Here is a 14,415-nt window from a genome sequence, read left to right as displayed (position 1 = left end):
ATGACAAATTCTATTATACTATATTCCGCTGCCTGCCGTGTCGCACGGTAAGCGAGGAGAGAGGTGTGGAAATGCGTGTCTTGTTCCTAGGAAGTCCATCGTTTGCCGTGCATGCGTTAGAGGCCTTGATCGCAGCCGGCCATGAGATCGTTGGTGTGGTCACCCAACCTGATCGACCAGCCGGTCGCGAGCGATGGCTTACACCACCGCCGGTAAAAGTCGCAGCTCAGGCTCATAATCTGCCCGTTCTGCAACCTGAAACACTACGCGACCCAGTGGTCATTGACGCCCTGAGTGCTCTCCAACCGGAAGTTGGCGTTGTCGCCGCTTATGGTGAGATTCTGCGGCGAGCTGTGTTACAAATTCCGCCACTGGGGTATCTCAATATCCATCCTTCATTGTTACCGCTCTACCGTGGACCAACGCCGGTTGCTGGTGCAATTCTGGCAGGTGAAACGGTTACCGGTGTGACCATTATGCTCCTCGATCCGGGGATGGATAGCGGACCAATTCTAGCCCAGGCAGTGGTCGATCTCCCACCAACGGCGCGTACCGGCCCACTAACCGATGAGTTATTCCGTATTGGCGCCCAACTACTGGTAGAGACCCTGCCACGTTATGCAAGGGGAGAAATTGAACCGCGTCCGCAAGATCACAGCCGAGCGACTGTGACCAAAATGCTGAAGAAAGAGGATGGTTGTATCGACTGGTCGTTACCGGCGATTGTCATTGAGCGGATGACACGAGCGTATGACCCGTGGCCGAGTGCGTATACCTTCTGGCGTGGTCAATCACTACGGATCATCAGTGCAGCCGTCGTAGCGAACGAATCAACGGCATCACCAGGTACAGTTATCGGGCGAAGTGAACGGGGGCATCCGCTCGTACAGACTGGCAGCGATGCCCTTGAACTCGTGGAAGTACAGCCTGCCAGCCGACGGGCAATGAGCGGCTCGGCATGGTTGGCCGGTATCCACGCCGATACCATTCAGTTGGGGAATGGGTAGTAGAGGGCGATGAGAGTAAAAAGATAACGCAATGCGTTATTCAATCTTGCATTCTACTGCCGAACCTCGTATAATCACAGCTACAGGATCGAGTCAAAACAGTATCGTTTGTACTGAACGGTGGGGAGAGCAAAACAATGCCATTCTTCAAAGATGAAGCAGAGCTACGTCAAATCTTAGGCGCACTCTATGATCAGGTGAAATGCGACCCCCAGATCGCGCCACGCATTCGTGAAGGTCGGATCGTCATTCAGTTTCGCTACGAAGAACCCCATGGAATCGCCACGATTGATGCAGCCCATCCCCCTACCCAACCCGGCGCGTATTGCGATGTGTTCTGGGGAGAAGTAGATCTGAAGCCAGATGTTGAGATGAGCATGAAAGCAGATATTGCGCATCAATTCTGGCATGGCAAGATCAATCTGATGACTGCTCTAGCCCGCCGCCAGATTATCGCGAAAGGTCCCATCCCCAAGATTCTAAAACTCTTGCCGGCTGTCGAACCGATGTACACATTATACCCACGAATGCTGCGTGAGATGGGGCGCGAAGACCTGGTGTTGACCAAGTAGTTTGGGTTCAGCTCCTTCGCCTATGCCAACCACCAGCGAGATGTACGAACTTGGTGCTGCTGATGCTGAACGTGGTGAATTTAACCCCTTCTACTATCAACACTACTATTACTATCGGCTGGGGTATGATTCAGTACGCCGCCGGAATCGGCCAAGATCGGTGATAATTGGTTCAATACTCCTGATTGGCAGCATCGGGGTACTGCTCATCGGAGCACTGGTATGGTTAAGTAGTCAACTCGGCCCGGCTGTTGTTACCCAGACCGGTATTACTCCGACGGGAATAACGGCTGGAGAGACACTATCACCAATTCCGCCAACGCCAACCATACAGCCCTCACCAACCCCTTCTCCAACACCCACACCACCGACGTTGCAAATTGGCGCTCGTGCAGTCGTGGTCAACATTGGCGAATCAACACTGCGTCTGCGCGCTTCGCCAGGCTTAACAGCACGAGTGATTGCGCGCATTCCTGCCGGGCGTGAAGTTGTTTTGCTCGAAGGTCCGGTTGTGGCCGACGGGTATACCTGGTGGCGGGTTGCGGTTGGATCTCAGAGCGGTTGGTGTGCGGTAACAACGCCTGATGGGACGAATTTTTTGGAACCACTCGCACCATAAGGGCGAGAGACACCTGATGGCTATTATGGGCAAGATTATCGAATGGTCAACACTGCTTCCATGTAGTCTCAAATCGTGGGATATGACGATTTCCAAAACAGGATGTTTCGGATAAGCTCTTGTATCTACTCCCTTTTTCCCGATTAGAGAAGAAAAAGCTATGTGTCTGGCTACCTGTTGCCCGGAAGTGCCGACCTGTAAGGTGCGAGGAGAAGTCACCACACCACGTCAGTGACGGATAGAACTGTGCCCAGTCTAGAACTCCTCATCTTCCCCTAGGCCGTGAGATTAGGTTGAGAATGAGGCTTCCTGCTCTACCTTCTCACAGTTGTGGGAGATTCGAGCAAGGCCGCGTAAGGGCCACGTTGTGCCGGTGGCAGCATTGCCGCAATCTTCAACATCATCTCATTCGTCAACTGTTCCATAACATCGGCAGGAATCTTGTTGTCAGGAAGCGGCTCGACGTGGTACGGTTCACCTATCGTTATATGCACCGGCTTGCGCAATAACGTCCCCCGAAAACCGTGTTCGGTACCGGTGATCGCCATTGGAACAATCGGCACACCAGCTTGCATTGCCAGCCGAATTGCCCCACCTCGACCGGGTTGCAGTATACCATTACGACTACGATGACCTTCCGGAAAAATCAGCAACACTGCGCCTCTGCGCAGGGCTTCAGTAGCGGCTTCAAGGGCTGCCAGATCGCGTTTGCCACGGCGAATAGGGATCACGTCCATCTTCCGAAAGAACCAACCGGCCAGTGGATGCGAAAATATCTCGATCTTGGCCAGCCACGAGAGGCGATACCGGAAAGGAAGCATTGCACCCACGGCAGGAATGTCCACCCAGTTGATGTGGTTCATCACCAAGATCATCCCGCCCTGTTCACGTGGCGGTAAACGCTCAACACCCTCGATAGACCAGCGCCACCAGCCGATCAAACGAAAGAAGTTGATGAGAAGATAGAGAAAACCATAGACAGTGTAAGCAAACATGCTGTCCTCACTATCGGCCCAGATCAAATCCAAAGACGAGGCGACCACCTAACCAACCGCCCAATACCAGGAATATCAGGCCAGCAATGTGCCAACCGAGGTAGGCATTTCGCTGTACCACATCATTCAGAATGGTGTGCTGCCGCCGTCGCATCAGCCACACACGCCCGTAGCACAGTGTAGCGACCAGACTCGCCGCAGCATGGCCGTTCACCCACAGAATGACCGGATCATCGGGCGCAATGTGCGGGCCGGTCAGTTGTCGGGCAGCATCAATTAAGCCACTCACCATTGCCAGCACAGCTCCTAGTAGGCCGAAGATCAGGCAGTGAAAAGAACTCTGTTCCCATTGCATACGACCGGTACGCAGGGCAATAAATGTGAACAGAGTGCTGGCTAACAGCAACCCGATAGGAATGTGAACTGTCGCAGGATGCAGTGCGTACATATTCACCAAAATTATATCACAGACGTTACCGGTTCAAGATGAGCACGACCGCCGGTCATCTCCTCGATCTGCTGGCGCACCGCGTGGAGACGATCAACCGGCACATTGACCGTCATCATCACATCAGCAGCAAACGACTCCTCAACAATGATGGCAGCATGAGCTTCGAGCAACCGACGGATCATGGTGTAGTCGGCATAATGTATGTGCATCGTCACCCGTTGATACAGCACCCGTTGAGTACGGGGCACAATTGCCAACACAGCACGGGTTGCATCACTATAAGCGCGTACCAACCCCCCAACACCCAACAGGGTACCACCGAAGTAACGGGTTACAATAACCGTGATGTCACCCAAATCGGCACCGCGCAGCACAGACAGCATTGGTCGACCGGCACTCCCCGCTGGTTCACCATCATCACTCATGCCGGCAATTGTGCTTGAACCGTAACCTATCAGGTACGCATAGCAATGGTGGGTCGCATCGGGCATTGCTGCCCGTGTTGCCGCAATCGCTGCTCGCGCTGCCTCTACGGTTGGGGTAGGTATGGCCTGAGCGATAAAACGAGAACCACGAACGACAATTTCGGTCTGTGCTGGACTTGCAGGGATCGGATAGTGTGCTTTGGTCATAGCGTATGTTCCTGCCACAATGGATGAGCGATCTCGGCAATTGCTGCCTCTATTGCCGCAATTTCGGTAGTAAGTGCATAGTAACGGGCACGATCCTCAGTATGCCGGGCCACCCAGAAGGGCTGAAACGGTTCAGGGATCGGGTTCCGCAGGGCACGTGCAACCTCGACCAACAGATCACGAAACTCTAATTCCCACCAGCGTTCGAGCGCCGGGCTTAGCTTACTACCCGGTGGACCGAAATCGGCAAGCAGTCGGCGAGCAAATTCTCGGGCTAGCGTTTGGCGTTCATGGGCTATCGTCACTGCCTGAGCGGCCAGCTCGGCCAGACGTCCTGCCAACGCAGTCGGTACCGAAGGAAGTGCGATCGCATCCTGAGCATGCCGGAGTGCTCGCCTGCCACCCTCGGTTGCCAGAAGCGCCAGCGTGAGATGATCGGCAGGTGCAAGGATACGGATCGGCGCAAGAACAACGGTATTGCCGGTATCCCAGGCAAGAGGTGGGTGATCACCAGTACCGATCAATATGCGCGGTGTAGCAGTCATCAACGCCGCACTGGCTGCCGGCGGCATTTCCCACCAGTATGGTTCTGATATATCGGCATAGTGATTTAGCCGCAGCCGAAGTCCAGGATATTGCTGGATAAGGTCGGTAAACGTTGCAATGTTCGCACGCTGGCTATAGCCGTGGGGAATAGCCAGCAACCAGCGCTCCCCGACAGGTGTATACCATGGTTGCAGGGTATCGACATCAACGACAGGCCGCAAAAGCGGTGCGCAGGCAGGATCGAAGATCACCGCCTGGTTTCGTTCAGCGCGGTGAAAGAACAGCGCCGATCTGGGTGTTGGAATACCTGAAATAAGTATGGGCATTGCTGTCTGGTCATGCTACAATAAAAAAGACTATAATACAGTATACAACTGTCCTATACATGTGTCAGCAACAGATATTGATCGATTGCAGTTCATGGTCTTTCAACTTTTTCTGATCATTACAAGGAGCTATCCATGACCGAACTGGCCGAACATGCGCCATCGGTTGCGGTAAGTTTCCCCTTACTCCCTCTGAAAATTACGCCGCCACCGGTGCGGCCCGACGAGATTTTGCGTCCTGATCTGCAAGCCTTGCTCGCGGAGGTTCGCCTGTTACCGGTGACACTGGTCATCGCACCGGCAGGCTACGGCAAGACAACTCTGCTGGCGCAATGGGCCGATCAGCTTATTCAGACCGGAGCACAGGTCGTCTGGCTTGGTCTGGAGGCCAGCGATCAAGAGCCGGCGTTACTGTTAGCATATCTGATCGGAGCAATCCGCCGCGTGATGCCCTTTATCGGTGAACAGGCGCTGCGGATATTGCAAAGTATCTCGGGTCTTGATCGCAACTGGCCGCTGGTTGCGGGGGCGCTGCTCGGTGATATTCAGCGCGATCTTCAATCGCCAACCGTTCTGATACTCGATGATGTGCATACCATCGCTGATGGACCGATTACTACCGATCTCCTTGGCTACCTGCTGCGGGCAGCACCGCCTCATCTGCATATTGTTATGGCATCGCGCCGCCCACTCACTTTTGCGCCACTCCCGCGCTTACGCGCCGAAGGTGCGCTCCTCGAGGTAGGTGCTCACGACCTGTTGCTGCGTCGCCATGAGGTGATTGAACTGTTGACACGCGCCGACGTTACCCTGTCTGATGAAGAAATCGATCTCCTCCTTGATCGTACCGGCGGCTGGATGTTAAGTGTGCAGCTTGCAGTGCGCACACTTGCCCGTCTGACACCAGCTCAGCGCTATCCGTACTTGCAGGGGCTGGCGACCAATCAGTACGATCTGTTTGGGTATCTGGCATCTGAAGTGCTGTCTGAGCTACCCGAACGGTTGGTTGACCGCCTGATTTGTGCCGCCTTGTTAGGACAGGTGAATCCGGCCTGGCTCGATGAGGCGCTACAAGTAAAGGATAGTGCCCAGTTGATCGAGCAGGCAATATCACTTGGCCTGCCCATAACCGTCGAGACCGGCAATAATACCAATGGTGAGCGTATCTTTCGCTTCCACCCACTCTGGCAGCGTTTACTGGCTGACCGGGCGTTGACACGCTTTGATCGCACCTTTGTCCGTGAGCTGCACCAACGATTCGGAGAAGTGTTGGCGCGTCATGACCAGATTGAGGCTGCACTGCGTCATCTGGCGGCGGCAGAAAATCCGGCTGCGATTGCCCGTGCCCTCCGCGAGCATGCCTGGCCGCTCATCGATACATTGCAACGCGAGAGTCTACGGAGCTGGATCGAACGTCTACCTCCTGAAGTGCGCGAACATGATCCCGAATTGCTCCATATGTACGGCTGGAGCCTCTTCACAACCGATCGTGAACGCGCATTGGAACTGATCAGTGAGGCGGCTGAAGCTTATCGCCAGAACGGATTACCAACGCAAGAATTACGAGCGTTGCGCGATATGACGATCCTGTTGTTTTGGGCTGACACCCCATCGAAATTTGACCAGGTCTGTCGGCAAGTGATTGCTGCCGCGCAACGAGCCACCGATCCGTGGTCACGTGGTGCAGCACTGGTCGGCTTAATGGCCCTCCTCTACAATCGGGGCCGGTTTCGGGCGGCATTACGGGTTGCCCGCTGGGCTGATCAGCGCCCCCTCAGCGTGCTATGGCAGTGGTTGCTGGCCGTCTTACGTGCTTCCATCTATATTCAGCAGGGCTATCCAGCCGATGCCTTAACGGCAATTCGCGCCGCGCTCGAATTGCCGCGCATTGACCGCAACGACATGTTGCGCCAGTCGCTCTTGCTCTTGCAGGCGATGGCCCTGTACCAGCAAGGCAAGCGGGACGATGCATTTATTCAGGCGCAAGAGAGTTACCAACGCTTGAATGACTATGCCCCCGGTAGCGTCCTGACAGGTAATGCCGCTTTGATTCTAGCGATTCTGCTCGTTGAACACGATCAAAGTGAGGTAGCAGAGACCTATCTGCAACGGGTACGTCAGATCGCTGCTCATCTTGACGACCGGTTGCTCGCGATGCGGGCCAGAATTATTGAGATTTATGTACTGTTCCGCAATGCACAACCGACGGCTACCGCGCAAGCCTTGCAATGCTGGCGGCAAATATCAACGCAGCGTGAAGAGGGTGTCTTCGCGACCCTGTATGCACAAGAGCTTTGGATGCAGAGTCTGTTACTGATTGTCCTTGGTGAAGGTGGCGACCATGGGCAGGCCCTTGATCTGGCGCAAGATCTGATCAGAGCAATGGGCCAGCGCAACGATGGGCTGTTTCGCGCTCTCGTCCATATCTATCGTGCCTACCTCGTTGCGCAAAACCGACCAGACGATCCATCAATTACCAGCGATCTTACCACTGCCTGCGCAATCTGTGATCGGGCTGGTGTTCAGTCGCTACCTTTCATCCCGCAGCCGGCAATAAAGTGGGCGATTGCCACTGCACTTCGGCTTGGTTTGTCGAGTCAGGCGATGCTGGCTGCACTTCGCCAACTCGATGCCGCAACGTTGAGTACAACGCTCATTTCGCTCCTCGATGAATCAGTACCACTGAAGATTCGACTGCGGAGTGCTTCCCTGATCGGCGAATTAGGGTTGGTCAGTGCGTATAGTGCTCTGCGCAGTTTGTTGAAAGATCGCTCGTTACAGATGCGAACGGCGGCGAGTGAAGCGTTGGAACGTCTGGTTTACCGTCCACCGTACCGTCTTGTCATTCGTGCGCTGGGTAGCTTTCAAGTGCTACGCGGCGATCAAGAAATCCGTGATCGCGACTGGCGCAGTGTGAAAGCACGTCACCTCTTGCAGTTGCTGCTGATCGAGCGTGGTCGAATGTTACCCCGTGAGCAGATTATGGATATGCTCTGGCCGGGATTAGACGGTGAATCGGCATCAAATAATCTACGGGTGACAGTGAGCAGATTGATCCGGGCGTTAGAACCGGATCGACCTGAAGGTGCCCCTACCTACTACCTGCTGCAACAAGGTGACACGTATGGCTTCAATGTCGAGAGCGATCACTGGTACGATGTAGCCGAATTTGTTCGGGCAGTGGAACGTGGCCGGCACGCATTGCAACGCAACCAGCTTAACGAGGCGCGCAAAGCCTTTCAAGAGGCAGTAGCATTGTATAGTGGCCCATTTTTGCCTGACAGCCTCTACGAGGATTGGTCGGTTGTCGAACGGGAGCGATTAGGGTTACTGTTTACCGAAGCTGCCCTCAATTTGGGGCGAATCCTGTTCGATGAAAAGCAGTTCCACGACGCCATCAAGCTAGGCTGGCGTGTGGTGGAATATGACAAAGCGCAGGAAGAGGCGTATCAGTTATTGATTCGATCCTACAGTATGATTGGTGAGCGCAGTACGGCTATTCGTCTCTATCACCGTTGTGTTACCGCACTGCGCGAAGAATTGGGGGTTGATCCATTACCGGAAACAGTTGCTCTGTTTGAGCAGGTGCGTGGCAAAAGAGCTTCGTAACGTTCCACCGCATTATTCGGTCGATTACGTGGCCGCAATCAGATTCAGATACCCATTTCCGGGAAGATTAACCGCTACCACCGATTATTGGTTGGTCAGCACCATTCGCTGTACCACTGTTCACACCAGAAGAAGCTGCGCTGCGCAGGTGGTTGGCAATAAATACCAGGAGTTCATCAAGCTGATCAATGCGGCTCTCGAAACCGGTACCGATATGCTGGATTCGTCCGTGCCACTGCGGGGTGGCCTCATCGTTTTCAGCTACCACAATCCGCACCAGAAACGATTCGACTCGTCGAGTCGCCATAGAGCTTTCCTTATGCTACCATCTGTGACATACTGTCGCACATTTGAAAGTATCATACAGTGGCATTCTTACCATTTCATAACCATTTGAGAGGTATGTCGTGCAAGCAGTAATTGCAGTACTAGCCGGTGATGGTATCGGGCCAGAAGTTGTTGCCGAGGGATTGAAGGTGCTCCGTGCGGTTGCAAGCCGTTTTGGGCATCAGTTTTCGTTTCACGAGGCACTGATCGGCGGTTGCGCCATTGACGTAACCGGCAGTCCATTGCCAGCCGAAACTGTTGCCGTATGTCGTGCTGCCGATGCTATTCTGCTCGGTGCAGTAGGTGGGCCAAAATGGGACGATCCCCAGGCCCGGGTACGTCCTGAACAAGGCTTGTTGGGCATTCGTAAGGAATTAGGGCTGTTTGCCAATCTGCGTCCGGTCCGTATATATCCGCAATTGATCGATGCCTCACCGCTTCGGCCTGAACGATTGCAGGGGGTCGATCTGATCGTCGTGCGCGAGCTGACCGGAGGCATCTATTTCGGCGAGAAGCGCCGTGAACAGGGTGCCCATGGCGAATGGGCTAGTGACCTCTGCCTCTACCATGAAGAGGAGATTATCCGTGTCGTGCGGGTGGCAGCGCACCTGGCCCGTCAACGGCGGAAGAAGCTAACGCTGGTCGATAAAGCAAATGTGCTCGAAACCAGTCGTCTATGGCGCAGTATTACCACTCGTTTGATCAAAACGGAATTCCCCGATTTGCACTTCGAGACCATGCTGGTCGATGCCTGCGCGATGCACCTGATCCGCCGACCAGCCGACTTTGACGTGATTGTGACCGAGAACATGTTTGGCGATATTTTGACCGACGAAGCCTCAATGCTGGCTGGTTCAATGGGGATGCTGCCATCGGCCTCGCTCGGTGATGGCCGACTGGGGTTGTACGAACCGATCCACGGTTCGGCGCCTGACATTGCTGGACAAGGTAAAGCTAATCCGCTGGCAACCATCTTGAGTGTGGCAATGCTTCTTCGTCATTCGTTGAATCTGCCCACTGAAGCCGACTGCGTTGAAGCTGCGGTTGCGTCGGTGATCGAACGAGGGATTGTAACGGCTGACATTGCCGTTCCTGGCCAGCACACGTACAGCACGACTGCAGTCGGCGACGCAGTTGCCGCTACCATTGCTGCCTGACGGTGTGGCTATGCTATACTGAGGATCACGCTACCGAACCACAAGTCGCGAACAGCGGAAGGAGCGCTTGATGGAGCGAAAGATTCGTGTACTGGTTGCCAAACCTGGTCTGGATGGTCATGATCGTGGCGCAAAGGTCATTGCACGAGCATTACGCGACGCCGGCATGGAAGTCATCTACACCGGTCTTCAGCAGACCCCCCAGATGATCGTTGAGGCTGCATTGCAAGAAGACGTTGATGTTATCGGTCTCTCGATTCTCTCTGGCGCCCACATGACGCTACTGCCGAAGGTCATGCAGTTACTACGCGAACAGGGTATGACTGACGTGTTGGTCGTTGCCGGCGGCATTATTTCAGATGAAGACGCCGAGATTCTCAAGCGCGAGCATGGCATTGCAGAGGTATTCGGCCCCGGTTCGTCAACACAGGCCATCATTGATTTTATTCGTTCTCACGTCGAGCTGACGCGGGGTTAAGCTTATGAATGAGCACGAATTGGTAACGCGCCTGCGCAACGGTGAGCGGCGGGCGTTGGCGCGTGCCATTTCACTGGTTGAACAGGGTGGTCCAGTTGCCCGTGCGCTGATGGCCGCGGTGTACCCGTATGGCGACGCACACCGGGTAGGAATTACTGGACCACCTGGGGCCGGGAAATCAACGTTGGTGACTGCCCTGGCCCAGGAATGGCGCAAACGTGGGGTTCCAATTGGAATTGTCGCTGTCGATCCCTCATCGCCCTTCAGTGGCGGCGCCGTACTCGGTGATCGCATACGTATGCAGGCACTCGGTGGTGATCCCGGTGTTTTCATTCGGAGCATGGCCAGTCGTGGCCGAATGGGTGGATTGGCACGAGCTACGGCTGATGCGGTTACCCTCATTGCCGCAGCCGGTTTTCCGGTTATCTTGATCGAAACCGTTGGCGCCGGTCAAGATGAAGTTGATATTGCGCAAACTGCCGACACGACGATTGTCGTTGAAGTACCCGGTATGGGAGATGATGTGCAGAGCATCAAAGCCGGGATGCTTGAGATTGCCGATGTCTTTGTGGTAAATAAAGCTGATCGTCCTGGTACCGATCAAACAGTACGCCAACTGCGCACAATGTTGCAATTGGGCGCACCATCACCTGATGGTTGGTCACCACCGGTACTTACGGCCATCGCAACTACTGGCGAAGGTTGCGCACAAATTGTCGATGCAATAGAACAGCATCGCCAGCACTTAATTGCTGCTAACATCAAAACCCAACGAGCATTAACGGCTGCCGAACGCGAGCTAACGGCAGCCGTTCAGGAGCTGATCCTCGAACGGCTGCGGGGCGAGCGCTGGAATGAACTGGTACAACAGATCGCTACTCGCCAGCGCGATCCATACGCTGCTGCAAGTGAGTTGTTACCTGCCGACCTCACTATCCGCAGTGGGTTAGCATAATCATACATGCACGCCGGATATGGTACGATAGCGGTGTAAAATCATCTGCTGAAAGGGACTATCGCCAGGCACAATCACAATTGGAGCTCCGTCAAACATCGCGAGAGCCTGCAATAACGCCCGGTACGCTTCACCACTCGACGACACACCGTTTTGCAGCAAGCAGTCGGGGATTATCCGGCGGAAGGAGGAAGACTGTGCAAGTTAATCCGGCTATTTTCAAGGCCTACGATATTCGTGGCATTTATCCAACTGAACTGAACGAAGAAATTGCCTATCTCATTGGACGCGCCTTCGTCACCTTTCTCGGCGCAGAGACGGTCATTGTCGGGCGCGACATGCGTACTTCGGGGCCGGTGCTGTTCGATGCGGTGACGCGGGGGATTATGGATCAGGGTGCTGACGTGGTAGACATCGGCATGGTCAGTACCGATCAATACTATTTTGCATGTACCCAACTGGGATTTCCCGGTATGATGGTAACGGCCTCGCACAACCCCAAACAGTACAATGGATTCAAGATGGTACGGCGCATGCCATACCTCTTGTCGGGCGATGAGGGTATTCAAGACTTACGCCGTCTGGTCGAGAGCGAAGCCTTCCCAACACCAACCCGCCGCGGGCAACGTCGCGAATACGATTTCAAAGCGCAATTCGTCCAGAAAGTGCTCTCACTGATTGATGTCGAAGCGATCAAACCGCTCAAGGTCATTGTCGATACCGGCAACGGCATGGTAGGGCCGATTTTGCAGGAGGTGTATGCCCATCTGCCCATCCAGTTAACCGGGATGTATCTCGACCCCGACGGCACCCTCCCTAATCACGGTCTCGATCCGTTGATGCCGGAAAATCGGGCTGAATTGCAGCAACGGGTCAAAGATGAAGGGGCCGACATCGGCTTTGCTTTTGACGGTGATGGTGACCGCTTCTTTGCGATTGATGACCGCGGGGAGTTTATCTCAGGCGATTTCCTGACCGCTATTCTAGGTCGTTACCTCCTGGAGAAAGAGCCGGGAGCGAAAATCATCTACGATGTACGCGCTTCGTGGGCCGTACCTGACGAAGTACGAGCTGCTGGTGGGATTCCATTGATCGAGCGGGTTGGTCATGCGTTTATCAAGCGCCGGATGGCAAACGAAGATGCCATCTTTGCCGGCGAAGTTTCTGGACATTACTACTTCAAAGCCTTCGCGTTTGCCGATTCGGGGATCATTCCCTCGCTCTACCTGCTAGAGATGCTCTCAAAGCGCGGCGTAAAGATGAGCGAACTGCTTAGCCGACTCGAATCGCGTTACTTCATTTCTGGCGAAATCAATTCACGGGTCAGCGATGTCGCTGCCAAACTCAACGAAATCGCCGAACGCTACAGCGATGGCAAGATTGAACGCATTGATGGCATCTCGGTGAGCTACGACACCTGGCATTTCAATGTACGCGGCTCGAATACCGAACCACTCATCAGGTTGAATCTGGAATCGATTGCCTCACGGGCCGAGATGGAAGCCAGGCGTGATGAAGTGCTGGCGATTATTCGTTCATAAACCGTTCAGCACGAGCGTAACTGCACTTCTGTTGCCTTGTGCTACAATCAGCCTTGCCAGCTCGCCAATCATGCCATTGCCATATAAGGAGGTTTATTGTGAGTGTAAAAAAGATCGGTATTCTGGTGGGTCGTGAGTGGTCGTGGCCACCTGCATTTATTGAAGAGGTCAATCGTCGCAATGCTGGGGTGCATGCCGAGTTTATCAAGTTGGGCGGTACACGTATGGCCGAGCTGTGCGATTACGACGTAATCGTTGATCGCATCAGTCACGAAATACCATACTATCGCACGTTCCTGAAAACTGCTGCGCTCAGCGGTACCCGAATCGTGAATAACCCCTTCTGGTGGAGCGCCGATGATAAGTTCTTCGGCGCTTCGCTGGCAACTGCGCTCGGTATCCCGCACCCGCGCACCGTTGCACTACCATCTCACTCGTACATCGAAGGGGTGGTTGAAGAGTCACTGCGCAATCTGCAATATCCAATTCCCTGGAAAGATCATGTTGATTACGTCGGTGGCTTTCCGGTGATTCTCAAACCGGCCTGGGGTGGTGGTTTCAAGAAGGTTTACAAGGTTCATTCGTATGAGGAACTGTGGCGAGCGTACAACGAGACCGGTATTGAGTGCATGATGCTGCAAGAGTACATCCCATGGGAAAAGTATGTGCGCTGTATCGTGATCGGTCGTCGCCACATTATGACCATTAAATTCGATGCGAATGCACCCTGGCCACACCGCTATTTTCGCGATGACAACTACCTTACCCCCGAAGAAGGGCGTCAGGTCGTAGACGCTGCGCTCAAACTCAATCAAGCGCTCGGCTATGACATGAACACCGTTGAGTTCGCCATTCGAAACGGCGTGGCTTACGCGATTGATTTTACCAATCCAGCACCCGATTTTGATGTCAATTCGCTGACCCCCTACTACTTCGACTGGGTAGTGCGCACGATGGCCGATTTCACCATCGAACTGGCCCGGCAAGGGCGGGCCAAACCGGAAGAACTGGTATGGCATCGCTTCCTGGATGGGCCAATGGCGCCGGTAAACAGTGCGGTAACACCGACAAACGACAATCCGAAAGACAATTCATCACCTGGTGAAACACCTGCCGCTCCCAAGCGACGACGAACTACGAAGAAGAAAGCCGCTGAAGAGGCCTGATGATTGTGTTGAGCAGTAAATGGCTCGGTACCGG

The 14,415-nt window shown here is 54.3% G+C and carries 14 protein-coding genes; 9 read left to right on the top strand and 5 right to left on the bottom strand.

What is annotated here, in order from left to right:
• Positions 1 to 71: 71 nt before the first annotated feature.
• From fmt to JE47_RS0106600, 3 genes are all read left to right on the top strand, one after another.
• Positions 72 to 1,007 (top strand): methionyl-tRNA formyltransferase, encoded by a 936-nt coding sequence (gene fmt / locus JE47_RS0106610; protein WP_031458998.1) that lies wholly within the window; start codon positions 72 to 74, stop codon positions 1,005 to 1,007.
• Between the two features lie 137 nt (positions 1,008 to 1,144).
• The gene (locus JE47_RS0106605; RefSeq protein WP_031458997.1) at positions 1,145 to 1,579 is read left to right on the top strand and encodes a hypothetical protein; all 435 of its coding nucleotides are present in this window, start codon (positions 1,145 to 1,147) and stop codon (positions 1,577 to 1,579) included.
• Between the two features lie 22 nt (positions 1,580 to 1,601).
• Entirely contained in the window at positions 1,602 to 2,198 is a 597-nt protein-coding gene (locus JE47_RS0106600) for an SH3 domain-containing protein (RefSeq protein WP_236631151.1), read from the top strand.
• A gap of 314 nt (positions 2,199 to 2,512) precedes the next feature.
• On the opposite strand, the gene JE47_RS0106595 is transcribed toward JE47_RS0106600, so the two are convergent.
• The 4 genes from JE47_RS0106595 to JE47_RS0106580 are packed head-to-tail and all read right to left on the bottom strand — an operon-like array spanning position 2,513 to position 5,148.
• The gene (locus JE47_RS0106595) at positions 2,513 to 3,193 is read right to left on the bottom strand and encodes a lysophospholipid acyltransferase family protein (protein ID WP_031458995.1); all 681 of its coding nucleotides are present in this window, start codon (positions 3,191 to 3,193) and stop codon (positions 2,513 to 2,515) included.
• Between the two features lie 10 nt (positions 3,194 to 3,203).
• A complete protein-coding gene (locus JE47_RS0106590; RefSeq protein ID WP_031458994.1) occupies positions 3,204 to 3,641 on the bottom strand; it encodes a DUF2231 domain-containing protein in 438 nt (145 codons plus the stop codon).
• Positions 3,642 to 3,652: 11 nt separating this feature from the next.
• Positions 3,653 to 4,276 carry a YigZ family protein gene (locus JE47_RS0106585; protein WP_031458993.1) on the bottom strand — a complete coding sequence of 208 codons (624 nt, stop codon included), beginning with the start codon at positions 4,274 to 4,276 and terminating at the stop codon, positions 3,653 to 3,655.
• The gene (locus tag JE47_RS0106580) at positions 4,273 to 5,148 is read right to left on the bottom strand and encodes a hypothetical protein (protein ID WP_031458992.1); all 876 of its coding nucleotides are present in this window, start codon (positions 5,146 to 5,148) and stop codon (positions 4,273 to 4,275) included. The genes JE47_RS0106585 and JE47_RS0106580 overlap by 4 nt, the downstream gene beginning before the upstream one ends.
• Before the next feature lie 135 nt (positions 5,149 to 5,283).
• On the opposite strand from JE47_RS0106580, the gene JE47_RS0106575 reads away from it, so the two are divergent.
• Positions 5,284 to 8,757, top strand: a complete 3,474-nt coding sequence (locus JE47_RS0106575; RefSeq protein WP_031458991.1) for a BTAD domain-containing putative transcriptional regulator — start codon at positions 5,284 to 5,286, stop codon at positions 8,755 to 8,757.
• A gap of 67 nt (positions 8,758 to 8,824) precedes the next feature.
• On the opposite strand, the gene JE47_RS20400 is transcribed toward JE47_RS0106575, so the two are convergent.
• Complete coding sequence (locus tag JE47_RS20400) at positions 8,825 to 9,064, bottom strand: hypothetical protein (RefSeq protein ID WP_035419126.1); 240 nt, start codon at positions 9,062 to 9,064, stop codon at positions 8,825 to 8,827.
• A gap of 100 nt (positions 9,065 to 9,164) precedes the next feature.
• On the opposite strand from JE47_RS20400, the gene leuB reads away from it, so the two are divergent.
• From leuB to JE47_RS0106540, 5 genes are all read left to right on the top strand, one after another.
• On the top strand, positions 9,165 to 10,241 hold the full coding sequence (leuB, locus tag JE47_RS0106565) for a 3-isopropylmalate dehydrogenase (RefSeq protein WP_031458990.1): 1,077 nt from the start codon (positions 9,165 to 9,167) through the stop codon (positions 10,239 to 10,241).
• Positions 10,242 to 10,311: 70 nt separating this feature from the next.
• Positions 10,312 to 10,719 carry a cobalamin B12-binding domain-containing protein gene (locus JE47_RS0106560; protein ID WP_012255952.1) on the top strand — a complete coding sequence of 136 codons (408 nt, stop codon included), beginning with the start codon at positions 10,312 to 10,314 and terminating at the stop codon, positions 10,717 to 10,719.
• Positions 10,720 to 10,723: 4 nt separating this feature from the next.
• Positions 10,724 to 11,674 (top strand): methylmalonyl Co-A mutase-associated GTPase MeaB, encoded by a 951-nt coding sequence (meaB, locus tag JE47_RS0106555; protein WP_031458989.1) that lies wholly within the window; start codon positions 10,724 to 10,726, stop codon positions 11,672 to 11,674.
• A 197-nt stretch (positions 11,675 to 11,871) separates the two neighbouring features.
• Complete coding sequence (locus JE47_RS0106545; RefSeq protein ID WP_031458988.1) at positions 11,872 to 13,215, top strand: phosphomannomutase/phosphoglucomutase; 1,344 nt, start codon at positions 11,872 to 11,874, stop codon at positions 13,213 to 13,215.
• A gap of 98 nt (positions 13,216 to 13,313) precedes the next feature.
• Positions 13,314 to 14,381 carry an ATP-grasp domain-containing protein gene (locus JE47_RS0106540; protein WP_031458987.1) on the top strand — a complete coding sequence of 356 codons (1,068 nt, stop codon included), beginning with the start codon at positions 13,314 to 13,316 and terminating at the stop codon, positions 14,379 to 14,381.
• Positions 14,382 to 14,415: the final 34 nt, after the last annotated feature.

The organism is Chloroflexus sp. MS-G (assembly GCF_000735195.1).
Lineage (GTDB): Bacteria > Chloroflexota > Chloroflexia > Chloroflexales > Chloroflexaceae > Chloroflexus.
Note: the sequence above shows the minus strand (reverse complement) of the source record. Positions and strands in the feature narration are given on the sequence as shown.